This is a genomic window from Rhodococcus sp. 1163, from assembly GCF_002091985.1.
In the GTDB taxonomy this organism is placed as follows: domain Bacteria; phylum Actinomycetota; class Actinomycetes; order Mycobacteriales; family Mycobacteriaceae; genus Rhodococcoides.
On record NZ_MKKX01000018.1, the window covers coordinates 418,407 to 439,642 of the forward strand.

At 62.4% G+C, this 21,236-nt stretch carries 22 protein-coding genes; 14 read left to right on the plus strand and 8 right to left on the minus strand.

The genetic code is table 11. From position 1 onward, the window contains the following. Positions 1 to 34: 34 nt before the first annotated feature. Both ligD and groL read right to left on the minus strand, forming a co-directional pair. Positions 35 to 991, minus strand: a complete 957-nt coding sequence (gene ligD, locus BJD99_RS08215; RefSeq protein ID WP_084346278.1) for a non-homologous end-joining DNA ligase — start codon at positions 989 to 991, stop codon at positions 35 to 37. 115 nt (positions 992 to 1,106) lie between these two features. Next, entirely contained in the window at positions 1,107 to 2,732 is a 1,626-nt protein-coding gene (gene groL / locus BJD99_RS08220) for a chaperonin GroEL (RefSeq protein ID WP_084346279.1), read from the minus strand. A 362-nt stretch (positions 2,733 to 3,094) separates the two neighbouring features. On the opposite strand from groL, the gene BJD99_RS08230 reads away from it, so the two are divergent. Then, positions 3,095 to 3,442 (plus strand): DoxX family protein, encoded by a 348-nt coding sequence (locus BJD99_RS08230; RefSeq protein ID WP_084346281.1) that lies wholly within the window; start codon positions 3,095 to 3,097, stop codon positions 3,440 to 3,442. A gap of 23 nt (positions 3,443 to 3,465) precedes the next feature. Here BJD99_RS08230 and BJD99_RS08235 read toward each other — a convergent pair whose 3' ends face one another. After that, positions 3,466 to 4,143: a GPP34 family phosphoprotein gene (locus tag BJD99_RS08235; RefSeq protein ID WP_084346282.1), complete on the minus strand. Its 678-nt coding sequence runs from the start codon at positions 4,141 to 4,143 to the stop codon at positions 3,466 to 3,468. Positions 4,144 to 4,603: 460 nt separating this feature from the next. Between BJD99_RS08235 and BJD99_RS08240 the strand changes: the two genes are divergently transcribed. From BJD99_RS08240 to BJD99_RS08270, 7 genes are all read left to right on the plus strand, one after another. Beyond that, complete coding sequence (locus tag BJD99_RS08240) at positions 4,604 to 5,413, plus strand: DUF1206 domain-containing protein (RefSeq protein WP_256895549.1); 810 nt, start codon at positions 4,604 to 4,606, stop codon at positions 5,411 to 5,413. Positions 5,414 to 5,546: 133 nt separating this feature from the next. Continuing rightward, a complete protein-coding gene (locus BJD99_RS08245; protein WP_256895550.1) occupies positions 5,547 to 6,434 on the plus strand; it encodes a DUF559 domain-containing protein in 888 nt (295 codons plus the stop codon). 144 nt (positions 6,435 to 6,578) lie between these two features. Next, positions 6,579 to 7,034: an SRPBCC family protein gene (locus tag BJD99_RS08250; protein WP_084346284.1), complete on the plus strand. Its 456-nt coding sequence runs from the start codon at positions 6,579 to 6,581 to the stop codon at positions 7,032 to 7,034. Between the two features lie 75 nt (positions 7,035 to 7,109). Next, entirely contained in the window at positions 7,110 to 7,379 is a 270-nt protein-coding gene (locus BJD99_RS08255) for a GlsB/YeaQ/YmgE family stress response membrane protein (RefSeq protein ID WP_084346285.1), read from the plus strand. A 101-nt stretch (positions 7,380 to 7,480) separates the two neighbouring features. Then, positions 7,481 to 8,197: a phosphatidylserine decarboxylase gene (locus BJD99_RS08260; RefSeq protein ID WP_084346286.1), complete on the plus strand. Its 717-nt coding sequence runs from the start codon at positions 7,481 to 7,483 to the stop codon at positions 8,195 to 8,197. A gap of 11 nt (positions 8,198 to 8,208) precedes the next feature. Further along, entirely contained in the window at positions 8,209 to 9,066 is an 858-nt protein-coding gene (gene pssA / locus BJD99_RS08265; protein WP_084346287.1) for a CDP-diacylglycerol--serine O-phosphatidyltransferase, read from the plus strand. Next, positions 9,063 to 11,201 carry an AAA family ATPase gene (locus BJD99_RS08270; protein ID WP_084346288.1) on the plus strand — a complete coding sequence of 713 codons (2,139 nt, stop codon included), beginning with the start codon at positions 9,063 to 9,065 and terminating at the stop codon, positions 11,199 to 11,201. Before pssA ends, BJD99_RS08270 begins: the two co-directional genes overlap by 4 nt. 35 nt (positions 11,202 to 11,236) lie before the next feature. Here BJD99_RS08270 and BJD99_RS08275 read toward each other — a convergent pair whose 3' ends face one another. From BJD99_RS08275 to BJD99_RS08290, 4 genes are all read right to left on the minus strand, one after another. Beyond that, entirely contained in the window at positions 11,237 to 11,989 is a 753-nt protein-coding gene (locus BJD99_RS08275; RefSeq protein ID WP_084346408.1) for an isocitrate lyase/phosphoenolpyruvate mutase family protein, read from the minus strand. A 70-nt stretch (positions 11,990 to 12,059) separates the two neighbouring features. Further along, positions 12,060 to 12,473 carry an NUDIX domain-containing protein gene (locus tag BJD99_RS08280; protein WP_256895551.1) on the minus strand — a complete coding sequence of 138 codons (414 nt, stop codon included), beginning with the start codon at positions 12,471 to 12,473 and terminating at the stop codon, positions 12,060 to 12,062. Between the two features lie 38 nt (positions 12,474 to 12,511). Next, entirely contained in the window at positions 12,512 to 12,988 is a 477-nt protein-coding gene (locus BJD99_RS08285) for an SRPBCC family protein (protein WP_084346289.1), read from the minus strand. Beyond that, positions 12,981 to 13,286, minus strand: coding sequence for a helix-turn-helix transcriptional regulator (locus BJD99_RS08290; RefSeq protein ID WP_084346409.1), 306 nt, complete (start codon positions 13,284 to 13,286; stop codon positions 12,981 to 12,983). Before BJD99_RS08290 ends, BJD99_RS08285 begins: the two co-directional genes overlap by 8 nt. A 290-nt stretch (positions 13,287 to 13,576) precedes the next feature. Between BJD99_RS08290 and BJD99_RS08295 the strand changes: the two genes are divergently transcribed. From BJD99_RS08295 to mnhG, 6 genes are read left to right on the plus strand one after another with little or no spacing between them, the layout of a single operon-like run. After that, complete coding sequence (locus tag BJD99_RS08295; protein ID WP_179142239.1) at positions 13,577 to 16,420, plus strand: Na+/H+ antiporter subunit A; 2,844 nt, start codon at positions 13,577 to 13,579, stop codon at positions 16,418 to 16,420. Continuing rightward, positions 16,417 to 17,052 carry a Na(+)/H(+) antiporter subunit C gene (locus tag BJD99_RS08300; RefSeq protein ID WP_084346290.1) on the plus strand — a complete coding sequence of 212 codons (636 nt, stop codon included), beginning with the start codon at positions 16,417 to 16,419 and terminating at the stop codon, positions 17,050 to 17,052. The genes BJD99_RS08295 and BJD99_RS08300 overlap by 4 nt, the downstream gene beginning before the upstream one ends. Further along, positions 17,049 to 18,677: a Na+/H+ antiporter subunit D gene (locus tag BJD99_RS08305; RefSeq protein ID WP_084346291.1), complete on the plus strand. Its 1,629-nt coding sequence runs from the start codon at positions 17,049 to 17,051 to the stop codon at positions 18,675 to 18,677. Before BJD99_RS08300 ends, BJD99_RS08305 begins: the two co-directional genes overlap by 4 nt. 5 nt (positions 18,678 to 18,682) lie before the next feature. Next, positions 18,683 to 19,318, plus strand: a complete 636-nt coding sequence (locus BJD99_RS08310; protein ID WP_179142259.1) for a Na+/H+ antiporter subunit E — start codon at positions 18,683 to 18,685, stop codon at positions 19,316 to 19,318. After that, complete coding sequence (locus tag BJD99_RS08315; RefSeq protein ID WP_084346293.1) at positions 19,315 to 19,572, plus strand: monovalent cation/H+ antiporter complex subunit F; 258 nt, start codon at positions 19,315 to 19,317, stop codon at positions 19,570 to 19,572. The genes BJD99_RS08310 and BJD99_RS08315 overlap by 4 nt, the downstream gene beginning before the upstream one ends. Next, on the plus strand, positions 19,569 to 19,913 hold the full coding sequence (gene mnhG / locus BJD99_RS08320) for a monovalent cation/H(+) antiporter subunit G (RefSeq protein ID WP_084346294.1): 345 nt from the start codon (positions 19,569 to 19,571) through the stop codon (positions 19,911 to 19,913). The genes BJD99_RS08315 and mnhG overlap by 4 nt, the downstream gene beginning before the upstream one ends. Here the strand turns inward: mnhG and BJD99_RS08325 are convergent. Further along, positions 19,876 to 21,222: a DUF5933 domain-containing protein gene (locus tag BJD99_RS08325; RefSeq protein ID WP_373270525.1), complete on the minus strand. Its 1,347-nt coding sequence runs from the start codon at positions 21,220 to 21,222 to the stop codon at positions 19,876 to 19,878. The genes mnhG and BJD99_RS08325 overlap by 38 nt on opposite strands. Between the last annotated feature and the right edge of the window lie 14 nt (positions 21,223 to 21,236).

Here is a 21,236-nt window from a genome sequence, read left to right on the forward strand (position 1 = left end):
GGTGAGGGCGTGCGAATCTTGGGTCGATTCCGGGTTATTCCTCCGGCTCCTTCAATCCCTCCCGCTCGTCACTTTCGGCCCATTCCAAGAGTGGATCAATGGAGAACACGGCGTCGTCGATGCCCTCGTGCAGGTCGCCCAGTTCGGCGAACCTCGCCGGGACGGTGAACATCGTGAATGCCTGTGGATCGACATCGCCCAACTCGCCCCAGGAAATCGGCGTCGAGACAGTTGCTTCCGGGTTTCCACGTACCGAGTAGGCGCTCGCGATCGTGTGGTCGCGGGCATTCTGGTTGTAATCGACAAACAGTTTCTTCGGGTCACGGTCCTTGCGCCACCAGGTGGTCGTCACGTCTTCGGGTGCCCGGCGCTCGACTTCCCGCGCGAAAGCCAGTGCGGCCCTTCGCACATCCTTGAAACCCCAGTCCGGCTGAATCCGCACGTAGACGTGAAGGCCATGTCCGCCAGAGGTTTTCGGCCAGCCGACGGCTCCGAGGTCCTCCAACACTTCCTGCACGACACCTGCGACGCGACGAACTCGGTCAAACGGACAGTCCGGCATCGGATCGAGGTCGATACGCCATTCATCGGGCTTCTCGACGTCGGCCCGACGGCTGTTCCACGGATGAAACTCGACCGTCGACATCTGCACAGCCCACGCCACATGCGCCAACTCGGTCACGCACAGCTCGTCGGCGGTGCGGTTGTAGCGCGGAAATTTCACGCGCACGGTCTCGAGCCACGGCGGCGCACCGTGGGGCACTCGCTTCTGGTGGACCTTCTCCCCTGCGAGGCCACTCGGAAAGCGGTGCATCATGCAGGGACGTTCACGTAGAGCGCGGACGATTCCATCTCCGACGCTCAGGTAATAGTTCACCAAGTCGAGCTTGGTCGCCCCACTCTCGGGGAAGTACACGCGATCGGGGTTGGAGATGCGCACCGTACGTTCGCCCACCTCGAGTTCGATCGACGGTGATGCTGCGCGGGCCATGCTCGAAAGCCTAGGTGCAGCTCCACCGCATCGCTGCACTTTCTCTGCGCACACGAAAAAGCCCGACTCCACGAGGGAGTCGGGCTTTTTCAGCGGTAAAGCTGGGGGAACGGACTCAGAAGTCCATGCCGCCCATGCCACCGGTCGGATCGCCTGCAGGCGCTCCGGCCTTTTCGGGCTTGTCGGCTACGACGGCCTCGGTGGTGAGGAACAGAGCCGCGATGGACGCTGCGTTCTGCAGCGCCGAGCGGGTGACCTTGACCGGGTCGTTGATGCCTGCAGCGAGCAGGTCCTCGTACTCGTTGGTCGCGGCGTTGAGGCCGTGACCTGCGGGCAAGTTGCGGACCTTCTCAGCGACGACGCCGGGCTCGAGGCCAGCGTTGAACGCGATCTGCTTCAGCGGTGCTTCGAGGGCGACGCGAACGATGTTCACGCCGGTTGCCTCGTCGCCGTCCAGCTTGAGGGAGTCGAGTGCGGGGGACGCCTGCAGAAGCGCGACGCCACCTCCGGCAACGATGCCCTCTTCGACAGCAGCCTTGGCGTTACGCACAGCATCTTCGATGCGGTGCTTGCGCTCCTTGAGCTCGACCTCGGTCGCTGCTCCGGCCTTGATGACTGCAACGCCGCCGGCCAGCTTGGCCAGACGTTCCTGCAGCTTCTCGCGGTCGTAGTCGGAATCGGAGTTCTCGATCTCGGCACGGATCTGGCTGACGCGACCGGCGATAGCGTCGGAATCGCCCGAGCCCTCGACGATGGTGGTCTCGTCCTTGGTGATGACGACCTTGCGTGCCTGGCCGAGCAGTTCGAGTCCAGCGGTCTCCAAGGAGAGGCCGACCTCTTCGCTGATGACCTCGCCACCGGTGAGGATGGCAATGTCGGCAAGCTGTGCCTTACGACGGTCACCGAATCCGGGAGCCTTGACGGCAACGGACTTGAAGGTGCCACGAATCTTGTTCACCACGAGAGTGGAGAGAGCTTCGCCCTCGACGTCCTCGGCGATGATGACGAGCGGCTTGCCGGACTGGATAACCTTCTCCAGCAGGGGCAGCAGGTCCTTGACGGTGCTGATCTTGGAGCTGACGAGCAAGATGTACGCGTCTTCGAGGACGGCTTCCTGACGCTCTGCATCAGTGGCGAAGTACGCCGAGATGTAGCCCTTGTCGAAGCGCATGCCCTCGGTGAGCTCGAGCTGCAGGCCGAAGGTGTTGGACTCCTCGACCGTGATGACGCCTTCTTTGCCGACCTTGTCCATTGCCTCGGCGATGAGCTCGCCGATGGCTGGGTCGCCCGCGGAGATACCAGCGGTAGCAGCGATCTGCTCCTTGGTGTCGATCTCCTTGGCGGAAGCGAGCAGCGACTCGGTGACGGCTGCAACAGCCTTCTCGATGCCGCGCTTGAGGCCGAGCGGGTTGGCGCCGGCTGCGACGTTACGCAGGCCTTCGCGGACCAGAGCCTGAGCGAGAACGGTGGCGGTGGTGGTGCCGTCGCCTGCGACGTCGTCAGTCTTCTTGGCGACCTCCTTGACGAGCTCGGCACCGATCTTCTCGTAGGGATCTTCGAGCTCGATCTCCTTGGCGATGGAGACACCATCGTTGGTGATCGTGGGAGCTCCCCACTTCTTTTCGAGCACGACGTTGCGACCCTTGGGTCCCAACGTCACCTTTACTGTGTCAGCGAGGGCGTTGAGGCCTCGCTCGAGGCCACGGCGTGCCTCTTCGTCGAACGCGATGATCTTGGCCATTACGAAGTGATCCTCCGGATTGGGGGTGACACATTTCTGGCCGAGTTGGGTGCCCGCGACGGACGACCAGGGGTGTCCTTGATCCCCAGCCTCACCGTGTCCCGACCTGGCACTCACGTATCGAGAGTGCCAACTGCATTTCTAGCACTCGACCATGGCGAGTGCAAGGTCGACGGGCACTACATGGTCGATTTGCTGGCCCGACTTGCTCAGCGTTCGCTCAGGGCGCACCCGCCCAAGGTCGACGGCGGACAGAAACTCATGCTCACAACTCTCCCCCGGACCGCCGCCGTCGACCCTATTCTTGTTCTCGACAACGGACGCCCGGTGAGAACTCGGGCGACACAATAGATTGGGCACCGATGTTCATCGCAACAGTCGCAGTATCGATTTTCCTCGCTGTATCGCTGACCTTCTCGGCGGTCGGAAAGTTGACCAAGAACCCCAAGGTCATCCCCATCATGGAACAGGTCGGTGTGCCTGCCGACAAGATCCCCTGGCTTGCCTACATCGAAATTCTCGGCGCGATCGGACTGATCCTCGGACTGTTCGTCTGGCCCATCGGGGTCGCCGCCGCAGTCGGAGTGATCCTGTACTTCGTGGGCGCGGTCATCGCTCACCTCCGAGTGAAGGACAGCGGTTTCGGTCCCGCTGCATTCCTCGGCGCTGTCGCCATTGCCGCGCTGGTTCTGCGCCTGCTGTCCGCGTGAGCAGTCGGTTGCCGGCAGGTCCGTTACGAACCGGACGAAACGATGATGGGGACCATGACGGCAGCCATGACCGCGACATTGACATCCTCCACTGCTTTTCGGACCGCTGAACTGGCCCAATCGCCCTCGGCAATCTCTTTGGCGCGCTTCTTTGCAGCCTTCTTGTCCACTCCCGCTGGCAATATCTTGGGGATGGCATCGATGGCCGACACCAGCGAAATCAACACCGAAATCTCAGGGGCCGGTGTCGTGCCGTCGACGATCGCGCTACCGACCCCCTGACGCGCCCAATTCTTGCGAGTCACCTCGCGCGCCGGCCAGGACACCGTAGGGAAGAGCCCGAGCACCTTGTCGTGACGTTCGAGAACCAAACCCTGCTGGGCGAGTCTGGAACCCACTTCCTTGTTCAAATTCCTCTGAAGTTTCTCGATCACACGCTGCGGCTTCAGCCGACCGTTTCGAGCGCCGATCAAGGCATGCGCACGGGCGAGGAGGGGATCAGAGGGCGCAGGCCCCGTCACCACGAGCCGTCCCGCCTTGAAGGACTCATTCTTCTCCGTGATGCGAACGCAACCCTCGACAGCCAATTCCAGAACGACCGCACCGGCCAGCACGCGGGGAAATTTGGTGCTGTCGACAATCGGCTTACCGGTGACATCGTCTACCAGCAGCAGGAACAGGTCCTCGGCGATCAACGTCATACGCCGAGGTTACCGAGTACCCATGGATTAGTAGGTCCTGCTCTTGTTCTCGGCAGCCGGGTCAGTTCAGCAACTGCTGCCAGTTCGACGGCACCAGACCCACCGGGAACCACGTGCGCAGGCCTTCTGGCCGAAGATCAGATCTGGCCACGTCTTATCAAGTCGATTTCCCGTGGTGTCAGCAGCCGTTCCAACTGCTCACTCGGCCACTTACGGGGCCGCCCACTCATCCGGGCAGACTCGAGCAGTGGCACATCCGCGCTGGTACGTCGCAACATCGAATGAAGGTTCACGATCGATCACTCCGTCGAACTGATTTGGCTGATTCCTCGTTTGTTCTATCGCCAGTGTTCGCCCCTTGTTACCCGTTGTGTGTGAGGCGCGCTGAGGCGTTTCGGATCCGTCGACCATGGGTAAGGTCCAGCCGAACGGGAAGCCACAATCGATCGGGGCCACAAAGTTGAGTAAGACCGGGGATTCATCTGCATCCGACGTCGTCGAGTCGATACAGGACAATGGCGCATTCGAGAAGGCCGCACGCGCCGGCCATTTCGTCAGTGGCCTGCTCCATATTCTCATCGGCTACATCGCCATCAGGTTGGCGTTCGGGCAAGGTGGAAACGCAGACCAATCCGGCGCGCTCGCCGAGCTCGGCGAGAAGCCCGGCGGAGCCATCGCTCTGTGGGTTGCCTTCGTCGCCTTCGTGGCACTGGCTCTGTGGCGGGTCGTCGAAGCCATCGTCGGTAAGAAGTCCGACGACGATTCCGGCAGCGTGATGGACCGATTGAAGGCCGCATCGCTCGCGCTCGTCTACATCGTCTTCGCGTGGACGACCTTCGGGTTTGCCAGCGGATCCGGCAAGTCGAGTGGCAAGCAGAACGCATCCATGACGGCAGACTTGATGGGTAACGGCTTCGGCAAGTTCGTTCTCGTCGTCGTCGGACTCGTCATCATCGGCGTCGGCGGCTACCACGTCTACAAGGGCGTATCCAAGAACTTCCTCGACGACCTGGAGGGCTACACCGGCAAAACCGTCGAGCGCCTCGGGATCGTGGGTTACTGCGCCAAGGGCATCGCCCTGATCGGTGTAGGAGCGCTCGTCATAGCTGCTGTCTTCACCTCGGACCCGAGCAAGGCGACGGGAATGGACGGCGCGCTGAAGACCCTCGGCCAACAGCCGTTCGGTCAGGTGTTGTTGATCGTGGCAGGCGTGGGCATCGCGCTGTACGGGCTGTACTCCTTCGTGCTCGCACGGTACGCACGGATGTAGTAACTCGGCTGTCGATATGGGCATGGCGTTCCAGTTGCACCTCTACCAGGCGGGAAGCCGTCTCCTTCGAGCGCAATCGGAACACCATGCCCGCGGTTGTCCACAATCCGCACCTCCATCCACAGGGTTTCTGTTGCCCCAGCTCACGTCGATCGAACGCGTTCGGACGTCGGCGATGCTCACCGCCGTGCATCCCCACGGAATCGCCACCCGTAGCCAACTTCTCGCCGCGGGCATACCCAACAGCACCATCACCCGCAGATACGAACGCGTGCTGCCTGGGATCTACAGCGCCGACCAGCCGACCACCATCGCGCGCTGCTACGCCGTCACCTTGTGGCAGCCGAACGCACTGCTCAGTCACCGAACGGCAGCATGGCTGTACGGGTGGGTGGACGAGCATTCGATGATCGAAGCGACGCTGCCCGCGACATCCAAGGCTCGAACTCCCTGCTGGCTCAGGATGTATCGCCGAGACCTGCCCGCATCCGACACCACCGAGGTCGTGCGGCTCCCCGTCGTCGCCCGCGAACGAACGCTGATCGATTGCATCGCCGTGATGACACCGGAGGCCGTCGCTCGAATCGTCGACGAACGCCTCGCAACAGACATCCATGCGCAAGACATCGCCGCGAAAATTCGAAGTACCCCCAGACGTCGCGGCAACTCCCGCGCGTCCGGTCAGCTTCGCAGTGCCGCGTCGGGATTTGCCTCGGAGCCCGAACGCGTACTTGATCGCGCGCTCATTGCATGCGGTCTCCGGCTCGCAACCAACCATTGGGTTGGCAATTACGTATGCGACTTCGTCGACGAACTCGCACGGGTCGTCGTCGAGGTGGACGGCCGTGAGTTCCATAGCGCGCCCGAGGTGTTCAGCAAGGATCGGCGTCGGCAGAACGATCTGGTCCTCGACGGTTGGCTCGTACTGAGATTTTCGGCGTTCGATGTGATGGCGAACCCGGAAAAGACTGCCCGTCAGATCGCCGGGGTGGTGCGCAGGCGCCGGCGTTCACGAAATTGATGGGCATGGTGTTCCAGTTACGTCCTCCCCGAACGAAATCCCGCTTCGTGTGTGCAGAATCGGAACACCATGCCCACACCCCGGTATACGATCCTGCCCAACTGCGTGTGACGCCCGGTTGCACTCATCATCACGGAGGTATATGTGAGCAAGACACTCGAAGCCACGATCGACATCGACGCCAACCCTGAGCAGGTATGGAAAATAATCTCCGACCTGAAGCGGATGGGCGAGTGGAGTCCGCAGTGCAAGCTCATGAAGGTCTTCGGCGGAGATGTTCGACGCGGCACCACCACCCTCAACATCAACCGCAAGGGACTTCTCGTCTGGCCGACCAGGTCGAAGGTGATCGAATTCGAACCGAACAAGAAGATCGCATTCCGCGTCCTGGACAACAAGACGATCTGGTCGTATTCACTGACCCCGAACGGGACCGGCACCTCGGTCGTCGAAAAGCGCGAAGCGCCGAGCGGCACCACCGCAATTTCGTCGTTCCTGGTCAAGAACGTGCTCGGCGGTAGCGATCGATTCGACATCGAATTGGTCGACGGCATGAACAAGACCCTCCAGCGCATCAAAGCGGAAACCGAAAAGGGCTGACATGTTTGGTTGGTGATTCGCCTGGGAATGCTGGTTGAGCACTATCCACGGCTTATTAGCAAGAGGGGGCACCAAATGTTGGGCCTAGGAATCATCGGCTGGATCATCATCGGCGGTCTCGCCGGATGGATCGGCAGCAAGCTCATGAAGACCGACGCCTCGATGGGCATCATCTTGAACATCGTCGTCGGAATCATCGGCGGACTACTCGGTGGCTGGCTACTGAAGGTATTCGGAGTCGACGTCGAAGGCGGCGGACTCATCTTCAGCTTCATCACCTGCCTGCTGGGCGCAGTCATCCTCTTGTTCCTCGTCAAGTTGGTCATGGGCCGTAGCAGGGTCTGATCGACTCACACTTACCGACTGCCGGGGCTTCCACGTACTGTGTGAGGCCCCGGCAGTCGTCTGTGCCGAGGCCTTGTATATCAACAGTCATAAGGAGCGAAGTGGCACGCCGTCCCACCCCGATCGGTCAACCGCCCCGAACTGGGGTCGCGCACGTCGTCGACCTGGTCCGAGAGACAGTCCCGCCCCTGCACCCGGCAGGGCTACCGTTCGTCGCAGGCCCCCTTGCGGTGGCCGTCCTCGGCCGTAAGTACAAGTGGGTTCGGCTTGCCGGCCTCACAGCAGCGGGAGCCTGCGCCACATTCTTTCGGCATCCGAGCCGCGTTCCACCGAACCGCCCCGGCGTCGTAGTCGCTCCGGCAGACGGGCTGGTGACACTCGTCGATACAGCAGTGCCTCCTACCGAGCTCAGCCTCGGTAGCGATCCGGTGCCGCGCGTCAGCATCTTCCTGTCCGTCCTCGACGTCCACGTGCAGCGTGTCCCTGTCGGTGGCGAGGTGCTCGAGGTCGTGCACCGCAGCGGACAGTTCAAGTCTGCCGATCTAGCCGAAGCCAGCGAGGTCAACGAGCGAAACAGCATGCTTATCCGCACCCCTGCAGGTCAGAACATCGCAGTTGTGCAGATCGCCGGACTCATCGCCAGGCGCATCATCAACAACGCCAAGATCGGCGACAAGCTCACCATCGGCGACACCTACGGTTTGATCCGATTCGGCTCGCGCGTGGACACCTACTTCCCACTGGGCACCAAGCTGCTCGTCGAGCGTGGACAACGCGCAGTCGGCGCAGAAACTGTGCTCGCCGAGCTTTCCCAGTAAGGGTCCGGGCGATGATCACCAGACGCTCGCGGCCACCTGCTGCCGTCAGACTTCTGCCGTCGGTCGTGACAATTCTCGCGCTGTGCGCGGGTCTGTCCGCAGTCAAATTCGCACTGAGCGATCAGCTGGGTGTTGCACTGGCCATGATCGGAGCGGCCGCGGTCCTCGATGCCCTGGACGGACGCATCGCGCGTCTCCTCGACGCGACGAGCAAGATCGGTGCCGAACTGGACTCGCTGGCCGACGCGATCTCGTTCGGTGTGGCCCCTGCGCTCGTGTTGTACGTGACGCTGCTCGACGGCAGTAGCTTCGGCTGGATCGTCGCACTGACCTATGCAGTGGCCATGGTTCTGCGGCTCGCGCGTTTCAATACCCTGCTGGACAACGACACCCCGACCTACGCCGCGGAGTATTTCACCGGTGTTCCTGCTCCGGCGGGGGCGCTCATCGTGCTGGCGCCGATTGCGGCATTCGAAGAGTGGGGCGACGGCTGGTGGGCGTCGTTCTACGTAGTCATCGGATGGACACTGTTCACTGCAGCGCTGGCTGTGAGCCGGATTCCCACGCTCGCACTCAAGACCGTGTCGGTGCCACCGCGGATGGCGGCGGCACTCCTGATCATGGTGGCGTTGACCGCTGCTGCACTGATCACCTATCCGTTGATCCTGTTGATGGTGCTCGTGTTGGTCTACCTCGCGCACATCCCGTTCGCCATTCGCTCCCAAAGATGGGTTGCCGCGCGGCCGTACACGTGGGATGCCAAGCCGTCCGAGCGCCGGGCCGAGCGCCGGGCGATTCGTCGCGCGCCGAACACCGCGCGTAGGTCCTCCGCCCGTCTGGGTCTTCGGCGGCCGCGGAGCCCGAGGTGAGTACCCCCGAACTCGTCCTGACCGCACGCCTGAACACCTCGGCAGCCGATGCCCGTCGCGGCGTGGTGCGACTGCACCCAGAGGTGCTCGCTGCACTCGGCATTCGGGAGTGGGACGCAGTAGCACTCATCGGTTCTCGTCGGACGGCAGCGGTTGCAGGACGGGCACCGGAGGGCACCCCGCAGGGCACGGCTTTGCTCGACGACGTCACGCTGTCCAACACCGGAATCAAAGAAGATGGTTCGGTAGCCATCGCCCCGGTGACCGTCTATGGGGCGAAGTCCGTTCGACTCTCCGGGTCAGCTCTCGCCGCGGGGTCGATCTCCGATACCACCCTCCGCCAAGCACTGCTGGGCAAGATTGTGACCGTCGGCGACACGGTGTCACTGCTCCCCCGCGACCTGGGACCGGGAACCAGTTCCAGCGCTGCCACGCAAGCACTCTCGCGCACCTTCGGTGTTGCATGGACTACCGAACTTCTGACCGTCTCCGCCGTCGAACCATCCGGAGGACCGGTGAGCGTTCAGCCCAACTCCGCCGTCGGATGGGGGCAGGGCCGACCACCGACCGTCCCCGAGGTGATCCCGGCGATTCCGCCCGCCGAACTCGTGGGAGTGTCGGTCCACCAGGCGAAGTTACTCGAATGGCTTCGCCTCGCTCTCGACGAGTCCGAATTGCTCGCCAAGCTCGGTGCATCACCGCACCTCGGAGTTCTCGTGACCGGCCCGGCAGGCGTCGGGAAGGCAACGCTGGCGCGCGCCGTACTTTCCGGACGTACTGTCGCCGAACTCGACGGTCCTTCGATCGGCGCACTGGAGGCATCCGAGCGAGTGGATGCGGTCGCTGCTGCCATCGACAGCCTGGCAGGCAAAGGTGTACTGCTGGTCACCGATATCGACGCTCTCCTACCCTCGGTCCCCGAGCCTGCGTCGACGCTGATCCTCGATCATCTGCGGCGGGCCGTCGCCACCGAGGGGATCGCGTTCGTCGCCACTACTGCTCATCCCGAGAGCACGGACAGTCGAGTGCGCGCCCAGGATGTCTGCGACCGCCAGTTGACTCTGACCCTTCCGGACAGCGCGGGCCGCAAGGCGCTGCTGGAGCACCTACTCCGCAAAGTCCCGACAGACGCCCTCGAACTGAATGAAGTAGCTTCACGGACACCAGGTTTCGTCGTCGGCGATCTAGCAGCACTGGTGCGCGAAGCCGCACTACGTGCAGCGTCTCGGGCCAGTGACAACAAGAGCGATCCCGTCATCGTGCAGTCCGACCTTCTCGCCGCACTCGAGGTGATCCGACCGCTGTCACGTTCGGGCACAGAGGAGCTCGCAATCGGCACCATCACCCTGGACGACGTCGGGGACATGGTGGAGACCAAACAGGCACTGACCGAAGCGGTGCTGTGGCCATTGCAGCATCCCGATTCTTTTGCGCGGCTGGGCATCGATCCCCCGCGCGGGGTATTGCTCTACGGGCCACCCGGGTGCGGCAAGACCTTCCTCGTGCGCGCACTGGCCAGCTCCGGTCAACTCAGCGTCCACGCAGTCAAGGGCGCCGAGCTGATGGACAAGTGGGTCGGATCCTCAGAAAAGGCTGTGCGCGAGCTGTTTCAGCGCGCCCGAGACTCCGCCCCGTCGCTGATCTTCTTGGACGAGGTCGACGCATTGGCGCCGCGACGCGGTCAGGGTTCGGACTCGGGCGTCGGCGATCGCGTCGTGGCGGCGTTGCTGACCGAACTGGACGGCGTCGAACCGCTGCGCGACGTGGTCGTGCTGGGCGCAACCAACCGGCCCGATCTGATCGATCCGGCACTACTTCGCCCAGGCCGCCTCGAGCGCCTGGTCTTCGTGCCACCGCCGGATGCCGACGCCCGCAAGGACATTCTGAAAGCGTCGGGAAAGTCGGTTCCGCTCGCTGCCGACGTCGATCTCGACGCGCTTGCGGAGGGACTCGACGGATATTCGGCTGCGGACTGTGCAGCACTCCTGCGCGAAGCAGCGTTGACCGCGATGCGTCGGTCGATGGATGCCGCGGACGTCACGGCTGCCGACGTCGAGGCTGCCCGAAAGACGGTGCGCCCCTCACTCGATGCAGCACAAGTTGCGCATTTGAAGGCCTACAGCGCTACGCGCTAGCGGGATGGCCATGTCCATCCCGCCGGCGAGGAGCCTCACTTCCAGCGCGCGAGGATGCCTTCTGCATGCTTGCCGAGCGAGGCTTGGAACAGTGGCCCGAAGCTGATGCGGCCGACGCCTAGTTCAGCGAAGTGCGCCAGGTCGCCGTCCACCGGGTGTGCGATCGCGTTGATCGGGAGCGGCAGTTCGGATGCGAGACGCTTGTAGTCGGCGTCGTTGTGGAATCCGACGGGGTAGAGCGAGTCGGCCCCTGCGGCGGCAGCGAGCTTGAGGCGTGCAATGGCCCGGTCGACACGGTCGCTTTCGTCACCGACCTGCTTGACGAACAGGTCGGTGCGGGCATTGATCACCACATGTACGTCGGTTGCGTCCGATGCAGCGCGCAGCGCGCCGACGAAATCGGCATGCTCCTGTGCTTCACGCAGTCGGCCACCTTCACTGTGGACGGTGTCTTCGATGTTGAGGCCTACGGCGCCTGCCGAGATGAGACCATCGATGAGCCGCCTGGGGTCCTGCCCATAGCCTGCTTCGATGTCGACGGAGAGCGGCGCGTCCACGGCAGCGGTGATCTGTGAGACGCGGGTGAGAAGTTCTTCGAAGGTGATTCCTTCGTTGTCCGGCTTGCCGAGTGAGTCGGACACGGGATGGCTGCCGACGGTGAGCGCGGTGAACCCGGCCGAGACGGCGAGGTTCGCAGACCACGCATCCCACACGGTCGGGAGTACGACGGGATTGCCTGGCTTGTGAAGTTCGAGGAGTGTGGTGGCCTTCTGGGACAGGTTCGTCATGGGTGTGGCTCCTATACCGATCGGGAGAACGTGCGTTCTCACTCCAACGTACCCGAAGGGCCGATTGCCCTCAATCGATCAGATCGAGTTCACGCATTCGGTCGAAGACCAGCATCGACCCGGGTGCGACATCGGGCATCGCCGCATACTCGTCGCGGGTGAAGTACCGGATTTCCGCAATCTCGCTGGTCGCGACCGGCTCCGACGCCAACTCGGCCAGAAAGCAATTCATCCGCAATCCGGTGCCCTGTGGGTGCCCCCAGGCCGCACACTCGAAGACTCCGAGCAACTCCAACGAACCGTCGAGGACGGCTGCATCGAGTTCCTCACGGACCTCACGATGCAGCGCGTCCTCGGCGCTCTCACCCGGATCGATCTTTCCGCCGGCCATGTAGAACACCGACTTTCCTGCCGACCTGGCCTGGATCATCCGACGATCCCGCACGAACGCCAGCGCAGCAGTTCTGATCACATTTCCACTCACGTTCTACCCATCCCACTCATGCCATCACAAACGAGCCGTCACAGACTGGCCAGAATCTCGTCGAGACGTTCGTAACCCTCCTCGACGCCTTGCGCCATGCCGCTTTCTACCATTCCATCGCGCCCTTCCTGCGACGGATACACACTGTGGGCTTCGATGCGCGATCGACCGTTCCCGAGATCGACGAAGGTGATCGATTCGATACTCACGACATCGGGGTAGCCCTCGAATTCGAAGGTCTGGATCGCGAATTCGTTCTCCCGCACCACATGAAAAACACCTCTGAAGGTGTACTCCTCACCTTCTGGGTCGGTGTGCGCATATCGGTAGCTGCCGCCCGACTCGAATTCGTACTTCTCTATCTTCATGTCGTAGCCGCGCGGTCCGAGCCACTGCTCGAGCAGTTCCGGTTCCTTGTGTGCACGGAAGACGGATGCGACGGGCGCGTCGAACTCGCGGCTGATGTCGATGAACGGGACGCCCTCGGGGACGGAGATGGTGACAGGATTACTCATCGGGTTCCTCCTTCATGTTTGCCAGCAGCGAATCGAGCCGCCGGAATTGTTGTTCATGGATGGTTCGGTACCGGTCGATCCACGCGGTCATTTCCTCCAGGTGCGCAGCATCGAGATGGACCGGTCTGCGCTGGGCATCTCGGGATCGAGTGACCAGCCCGGCTGACTCCAGTACCGCGATGTGCTTCGAGACGGCCTGCTTGCTGATGTCGAACGGCTCGGCAAGATCGTTGACGGTCCGCGGGCCGCCACTGAGCCGAGCGACGATTGCGCGTCGAACCGGATCGGCAAGGGCCATGAAAGCTTTGTCCAACCGGTCCTCGGCATCGTCACCGTTCTTGATGATCAACCATCTCCTTTATCAATTAATCTGTTGATTACAGTACTAGGGTTTCTCGAACCGTCAAGACCCCTTCTGCACCGGGTAACGGCACCACGCCCGTGCAAAGTAAGATCGAACCCAATCCATCTCGTCGGCCGCGAACACGGCTCACGAGTGTTCTCGATAATTGCTCGACTACTCGACGCCGCCCCACGACCACCGTGTCTCCTTCTTCGGTGACACGACCCGAGACGACGGAGTAATTTTTGCTCGCTATCTTGTTGGCGCACACGGTCGCTGCCATGTTTGCGCCCCTTGCGGTCCGTTATTGGGGCCGCAACGCTTTCTTCCCGCTCGCACTGGTTCCGTTGGCGAGCCTCATCTGGGTTTTCGCCAACTGGAATACCGAGCAGACGCTGAGCATCCAATGGGTTCCCGGGCTGTCGATGAACTTCGACATGCGGTTCGACTCTCTTGCCGCGATCATGTCGCTACTGGTCCTCGGCATCGGGGCGCTGATTCTGCTCTACTGTGCGCGCTACTTCGAGGACGACGAACCTCGCCTCGGCATCTTCGCTGCGGAGATGGTCGCTTTCTCCGGCGCGATGTTCGGGCTCATCACCAGCGACAACATGTTGGTGCTGTACGTCTTTTGGGAAATCACGACAGTCCTGTCGTTCTTGCTCGTCGGCCACTACGCCGAGCGTGCCTCGTCTCGACGTGCAGCGACGCAGGCTTTGCTCGTCACCACCGCAGGCGGCCTTGCGATGCTCGTCGGCATCATCATCCTGGGTCAGGTCGCCGGAAGCTACAGCCTCTCCACCGTCATCGCCGACGCGCCCGGCGGGTGGCTTGCGGGTGTGGCCGTCGTACTGATTCTCATCGGTGTGCTCAGCAAATCGGCCATCGTTCCGATGCACTTCTGGCTGCCAGGGGCAATGGCAGCACCGACTCCGGTCAGTGGCTATCTGCACGCTGCGGCCATGGTCAAGGCCGGCATCTATCTCGTTGCGCGCATGGCCCCGGGTTTCGCAGACTCAGGACCCTGGCGAGCGACGGTCATCTCACTCGGTCTGGTGTCGATGATCCTGGCGGGCTGGCGTGCGCTACGCGCCTTCGACCTCAAGCTCATCCTCGCGTTCGGTACGGTCAGCCAACTCGGATTCCTGATGGTCCTCGTCGGGATCGGCACCGAACAAGCGATGCTCGCAGGCCTGGCCATGGTCCTGGCTCACGCCATGTTCAAAGCGACGCTGTTCATGGTCGTCGGAGTCATCGACCACACCACCGGAACACGCGATATCCGCAAGCTCGCGCACCTCGGTAAGAAGGTGCCGATACTGGCAGGCATCGCCGCGCTCGCCGCAGCCAGCATGGCCGGACTGCCGCCTTTCCTGGGCTTCGTCGGCAAAGAAGCAGCCCTGTCGGCAGTGATCGGCACCCCTGTCCTGAATCCGACGGTCAGCGTTCTCGTCATCACCGCCATGGTGATCGGGTCGATGCTGACAGTGACCTACAGCATCCGCTTCGTGTGGGGCGCGTTCGGCCGCAAGCAACTCAAGCGCCCCAGCCCGGCGGTGAAGAAGATGCACCAACCCGCCGCTCTCTTCCTGGCGGCTCCCGCATTCCTTGCAGTCCTCGGACTCCTCGCAGGCATCTTCTCCCCGGTCGTCGACGCCATCGTGAGCCCCTACGCCCGTACGACGCCGTCCTACGGGCAAGCGTCGTACCACCTCTCTCTGTGGCACGGATTCAATCTGCCGCTCGGACTGACGGTGATCGTCGTGAGCGGCGGTGTGGCTCTGTTCATCGCACACCGAATTTTGAACCGGCTCAAGTTCGAGCACCCACCGCTCGGCAACGCCGACCGCGTTTACGACGCCGTACTCAAGGGGATGGACACGCTGTCCATCCGATTGACCGGTTCCACCCAGCGCGGGTCGCTGCCGGTCACACAGGCAACCATCCTTCTCACCCTCGTGCTGCTGCCGATGATCGTGCTGGCCGTCGGGGACGTGCCGGGCTTGACCTTCAAGTTCTTCGACAACCCGCTGCAGATGGTCGTGGCCCTGATCATGATCGCCGGGGCACTCGGCGCGACGGTCATGCGTAACCGTCTCGCCAGCGTGCTCCTCGTCGGCGTCGCCGGATACGGCTGCGGCATCATCTTCGCCATCCACGGCGCTCCAGACCTGGCACTGACACAGTTCCTCGTCGAGACACTGACCCTCGTCGTCTTCGTTCTGGTACTACGCAAGCTGCCTGCCGAAGTCGACGACCGCGGATCTGCCGGTTGGCGCATCCCACGTGCACTGCTGGCAATCGCCGTCGGCGCCACGGTGACGATCCTGGGCGCATTCGCGATGAACGCCCGCAACACCGAGCCGCTGTATCTGCAACTCCCCGACGCCGCCTACCTACTCGGCGACGGTAAGAACATCGTCAATGTTCTGCTGGTCGATATTCGCGCCTGGGACACCCTCGGGGAGATTTCGGTGTTGCTGGTGGCAGCCACCGGCGTCGCGAGTCTGGTGTTCCGGAACCGACGGTTCGGCACCGCCCCACGCGTGTCCGACGCCCCGGCCAGCAGTTCCGAAAGCGGAGTCGGCTCGGATACGACCTGGTTGCTCGGCGGCGATCTGATCGACCCGCGGCATCGCTCACTGATTCTCGAAGTCACCACTCGCCTGGTCTTCCCGACGATCATGGTGATGTCGGTGTACTTCTTCTTCGCCGGCCACAACGCACCCGGCGGAGGTTTCGCCGGCGGTCTGACGGCCGGTCTGGCGCTCGTACTCCGATACCTTGCCGGTGGGCGATACGAACTGGGCGAGGCGGTGCCGATCGACGCAGGCAAGATCCTCGGCCTCGGCCTCATCTTCGCTGCGGGCACTGCCGTGACTTCTTTGTTCCTCGGCGCACCGGCATTGTCCTCTGCGACACTGGAATTGACACTGCCGATCCTCGGTGACATCAAAATCGTCACTGCCTTGTTCTTCGATCTCGGCGTCTATCTCATCGTCGTCGGTCTCGTACTCGACATACTGCGCAGTCTCGGCGCTCGTCTCGACGCCCAGGTGGAAACGAAGAAGCAGGTGAACGCGCGATGACCGCAAATCTCGGCATGCTGATCATCGTCGGAGTACTCGTCTCATGCGGGGTGTATCTACTCCTCGAGCGCTCGATCACCAAGATGCTTCTCGGGCTGCTTCTGGTCGGCAACGGGGTCAACATCCTGATCCTCACCGTCGGCGGCCCCCCGGGTAGCCCACCGATCGTGGGGCGCGAGACGACCATTTACGAAGAGATGGCAGATCCGTTGGCGCAGGCGATGATTCTGACGGCGATCGTCATCACGATGGGCATTGCCGCGTTCGTGTTGGCATTGGCGTACCGCTCCTTCACGCTCAACACCAAGGACGACGTCGAGAACGACCCGGAGGACACCAAGGTCTCCAAGCGTCGATCGGTCGCCGACGCACCGGACCGCGACCGCTCCGACGACCCCGTCACCGGCGAGCCGAGTTTCAGCGGCGACGCCTTCGACTCGCAGGGAAACCCGATACCCATCGACGAATTGAAGAATATCGAAGATCTCGAATGTTACGAGGACCTGCACGAAGGCGATTTCGACGATGACGACGACGAACCCGAGGTACAAGGTCTGGACGGGATCGACAGTGCCGTCAAAGATACGACCCCAGTAGAGAAAAGAACGAAGAAGAAGGGGGATGCGACATGACCATCCCCGCGGGCACAACCGACATTCTCACCCCTCTCCCCGTCCTCATCCCGATGATTGCCGCGGCCTTGACTCTCGTCCTCGGCCGTCGTCCACGCGCACAGCGTTTCATTACCGTCGTCGCGTTGACCGCTGTCGTCCTGGTCTCCGGTGCACTTCTGTATCTTGCCGATCGAGACGGAGCCACTGCTCTGCAGGTCGGTGGCTGGGATTCGCCCATCGGAATCTCGCTGGTGGTCGATCGGTTGGCCGCGATGATGCTGTTGGTCAGCTCGATCGTGTTGCTCGCCGTGATGGTGTACTCGATCGGACAGGGTATTCGTGACGGCAGCGAGAACCAGCCGGTATCGATTTTCCTGCCCACATATCTGGCGTTGACGGCGGGAATCTGCAACGCTTTTCTCGCGGGCGACTTGTTCAATCTGTATGTCGGATTCGAGGTTCTGCTCGCCGCCTCGTTCGTGCTGTTGACCCTCGGTGCCAGCGCGGACCGCGTCCGCGCTGGCGTCTCGTACGTCATGGTCTCGATGGTGTCTTCGTTGATCTTCCTGGTGGGAATCGGGCTCGTCTATGCCGCCACCGGCACGCTCAATCTTGCTCACATGGCGACGCGTCTGGAAGACATCCCCTCCGGAACCAGGACTGCGATCTTCGCCGTCCTCCTCGTTGCCTTCGGGATCAAGGCCGCGGTATTCCCGCTGTCGACATGGCTCCCCGATTCGTACCCGACGGCTCCGGCCCCGGTCACCGCGGTCTTCGCCGGCTTGCTCACCAAAGTCGGCGTGTACGCGATCATCCGGGCGCATACTCTGCTGTTTCCCGACGGCAGTCTCGACAATGTGCTCATGGTGTGTGGTCTGCTCACGATGCTGGTCGGTATTTTGGGCTCGATTGCCCAAAGCGACATCAAACGTCTGCTCTCGTTCACGCTCGTCAGTCACATCGGATACATGATCTTCGGTGTCGCGCTGTCCACACAATCAGGGCTGTCGGGCTCGATCTACTATGTCGCGCACCACATCATCGTGCAGACGACGCTGTTCCTCGTAGTCGGACTCATCGAGCGTCAGGCCGGGTCCTCGTCGCTACGAAGGCTCGGCGGATTGGCCGCGGCGAGCCCCGTTCTGGCCATCGTCTTCCTGGTTCCGGCATTGAATCTTGGTGGCATTCCCCCGTTCTCGGGCTTCATCGGCAAGGTCGCATTGCTGCAGGCAGGTAGCGCAGACGGCAGTGTTCTCGCCTGGATCCTTGTCGCGGGTGGCACGGTCACCAGTTTGCTGACGCTCTACGTCATCGCTCGTGTCTGGACGAAGGCATTCTGGCGAGCACGGGCCGACGCACCCGAAGGGGACCTGGCCGACCACAGCCCTTCGGCGCTGCTGGATGACTCGACGGATATCGCTTTCGGTGACCGCGAGGATGTCGGACGCATGCCGGCGTTCATGCTCATCCCGACGATAGGTCTGGTCATCGTCGGTTTGGCACTGACAGTGTTCGCGGGTCGGATCATCGACATCAGCGATCGCGCGGCAGCCGATCTACGAGACCGCTCGGTGTACATCGACGCGGTACTCGGAGCGGAATTCGCGGGCGATCGTGCTGCCGAAGCTGCGGAGGGCAAATGAAGTACATGAATCGCTTTCTGCTCCTGCGACTCTGGACGCTCGCCTGGCTGACCTCGGTGTGGGTCCTGTTGTGGGGCAGCCTCTCTCCAGCGAACGTGCTCAGCGGAATCGTCGTCGGTCTCGGCATCATGCTGCTCTTACCGCTCCCCAAGGTTCCCGTCGAGGGCCGCGTTCACGTCCTGTCGGTGTTCAAGCTCATCTGCGTATTCTTCTACTACGCAATCGCATCGAGCTTCAGTGTCGCGTGGCTGGCAGTCCGGCCGAAGGCCCCTCCCATCACCGGGGTCCTGCGAGTCCGCATCGCGATCAAGTCGGATCTGGTGCTGACACTGTGTGTGGATGCCCTCAATCTCATTCCCGGAACGATGGTTCTCGAGATCGATCAGACACGCAGGCTCGTCTACGTCCACGTCCTCGACATGGGTAGCCAGAAAGCTGTCGATGCCTTCTACCGGTCCGTTCGACTACTCGAAAAGTTGTTGATCGCGGCATTCGAGCGCGACTCCGATTGGCAGCCGAGCCCCTTGCATTTCCAGGACTACCAGCGGTATCACGGTGTTCTCGGCGACGACATCGCAACGCCGGCGGAGGTTCGAGATGACAAGCGGATCGATGACGAGAGAAAGGGCGACTGGTCATGACCGTGGTTCTGGTGATCGCGGGCGTGCTGCTGGTCTCAGCAGCCGTCATCACCACCTATCGACTTCTCGACGGCCCAAGCACCCTCGATCGCCTCGTAGCGATGGACTCGATTCTGGCGGTGTCGATGTGTGGGCTGGCCCTGTGGTCGGTCCACAGCCTCGACACCACGATCGTGCCTGCCATCGTCGCGCTGTCACTGGTGAGCTTCATCGGGTCGGTCAGCGTCGCGAGATTCCGAGTGAGGGACGAATGAACGCAGTCTTCGAAGTAATTTCGGCTGTTCTGATTTTGATCGGGGCAATGCTGGCGTTCACCGCGGCGATCGGGATCGTCCGGTTTCCGGATACTCTTTCGCGCATGCATGCTGCGACCAAGCCGCAGGTCGTGGGACTGATTCTCGTACTGACCGGTGCCGTCATCCAACTGCGCGGCAACGTCGATATCTGGATGCTCGTGCTGGTCGGGGTGTTCACCTTGGCGACCGCTCCGGTCATCGCACATATCGTCGGTCGTGTCGCCTACCGCGAGCAGCGAGGCCGCGACGGTCTGCTGGTCGTCAACGAGATGGAGCCCGACGAATCGGATCCTCGCTAGTGCTGCGTCCACCCCAGTTGGCCATCGCAGTACCGGGCGCTGCGAAGAACGTCGCGTAGAACATCACGACGACCGAGCCCATCAGCAGCAGGACCAGGGGACCGAACACCTCGGGATACGTCGCGAACGGGACGGCCAGGTAGCGGTAGCTCGACAAGAGCACCAGCAAGGTCGCCGTCCCGTACGAGACCAGCCGGATACGGCCCCCGTCCCAGCCTCGTTCGGGGTCACGCAGGATCGTTTCGAGAGTCAGACACAGAACGACACCTGCGACGAGGTCGACTCCGTAGTGGTAGCCGAATCCGAGCGTCGCGGCCAGGGTGCCCACCAACCACGTCGTGCCGCCGAGTCGAAGCCACCACGGGCCTCTGCGTGAATGAATGAACAAGCTCAATGCCCAGGCAGTGTGGAGGCTCGGCATGCAGTTGCGCGGTGTCGACGAGTCGAACGGGATCTCGGACGGCGAGGTGTCCATCGGAACTATCGTGGGCCAGAAGTCCCCGATCTCGAAGCCCTGCCCGGCCGAACCGTAAGCGAACATCGGTCCCACCACCGGAAACACGATGTAAAGGATCGGCCCGACGAGGCCTATCAGCAGAAACGTGCGCACCAGATTGTGCGCCGGCCATGGGCGTCCCGTCGCAACACCACGTAGTTGATAGATAGCGATGGCAATCGCGGCGACCGGTAGTTGGATGTAGATCCAATGTAGGACCGCATACGCGGGCGAGCCTAGGGCGGCAAGTGCAGTGCCGACGACCCACGACGGGTTTCCGAGCGCGTGATCTGCCAGCTGGACGTACTCGTCGAGTACGTTCGGCCGGACCAGCGTGGTGATCTGTAGCCAGGCGTCTCCGGCCTTCGAAGCGAGGATGAGCAAGCCGCCGAGGCACACGGATTTGATCCCATGGCTGTCCCGGGTCCACACCGTGTACACCGCGAGGCCGATCAGAACTATCACCGCGCCGTTGCCGACGGAGAAGGGAAGTCCGGATTCGGTCCTGCCGACCGCGAAGACGACATCGATAGCGACTGCGAGCGACAACGACCACAATCGGACCCGGTTGTTCACACCGACGAGTCCGAGGATCAGACCGGCCCATGGTAGTGACATCGACTTGGGCGTACCGGCGACATCGTTCCAGATACTCGCGAACGGGCCGGAGAATCCGTTGTGGTTTGCGGCGAGCTGCAGCAATCCGAGAAACGCAGCTACCGCCGCCGCACCGACGCCATAGCATCGTAAGGAATTCGGTACCGCCCCGTGGGTGGAGCCGTCCCCCTCTTCACCCGAACGCACGCCGCTAATAGTAAACGGTGAAT

What these genes read in the sequence shown, in the direction of transcription:
- ligD (WP_084346278.1), bottom strand. Translation starts at nt 991, where the DNA reads ATGGCCCGCGCAGCATCACCGTCGATCGAACTCGAGGTGGGCGAACGT.
- groL (WP_084346279.1), bottom strand. Translation starts at nt 2,732, where the DNA reads ATGGCCAAGATCATCGCGTTCGACGAAGAGGCACGCCGTGGCCTCGAG.
- BJD99_RS08230 (WP_084346281.1), top strand. Translation starts at nt 3,095, where the DNA reads ATGTTCATCGCAACAGTCGCAGTATCGATTTTCCTCGCTGTATCGCTG.
- BJD99_RS08235 (WP_084346282.1), bottom strand. Translation starts at nt 4,143, where the DNA reads ATGACGTTGATCGCCGAGGACCTGTTCCTGCTGCTGGTAGACGATGTC.
- BJD99_RS08255 (WP_084346285.1), top strand. Translation starts at nt 7,110, where the DNA reads ATGTTGGGCCTAGGAATCATCGGCTGGATCATCATCGGCGGTCTCGCC.
- pssA (WP_084346287.1), top strand. Translation starts at nt 8,209, where the DNA reads ATGATCACCAGACGCTCGCGGCCACCTGCTGCCGTCAGACTTCTGCCG.
- BJD99_RS08275 (WP_084346408.1), bottom strand. Translation starts at nt 11,989, where the DNA reads ATGACGAACCTGTCCCAGAAGGCCACCACACTCCTCGAACTTCACAAG.
- BJD99_RS08285 (WP_084346289.1), bottom strand. Translation starts at nt 12,988, where the DNA reads ATGAGTAATCCTGTCACCATCTCCGTCCCCGAGGGCGTCCCGTTCATC.
- BJD99_RS08290 (WP_084346409.1), bottom strand. Translation starts at nt 13,286, where the DNA reads ATGGCCCTTGCCGATCCGGTTCGACGCGCAATCGTCGCTCGGCTCAGT.
- BJD99_RS08300 (WP_084346290.1), top strand. Translation starts at nt 16,417, where the DNA reads ATGACCGCAAATCTCGGCATGCTGATCATCGTCGGAGTACTCGTCTCA.
- BJD99_RS08305 (WP_084346291.1), top strand. Translation starts at nt 17,049, where the DNA reads ATGACCATCCCCGCGGGCACAACCGACATTCTCACCCCTCTCCCCGTC.
- BJD99_RS08310 (WP_179142259.1), top strand. Translation starts at nt 18,683, where the DNA reads ATGAATCGCTTTCTGCTCCTGCGACTCTGGACGCTCGCCTGGCTGACC.
- BJD99_RS08315 (WP_084346293.1), top strand. Translation starts at nt 19,315, where the DNA reads ATGACCGTGGTTCTGGTGATCGCGGGCGTGCTGCTGGTCTCAGCAGCC.
- mnhG (WP_084346294.1), top strand. Translation starts at nt 19,569, where the DNA reads ATGAACGCAGTCTTCGAAGTAATTTCGGCTGTTCTGATTTTGATCGGG.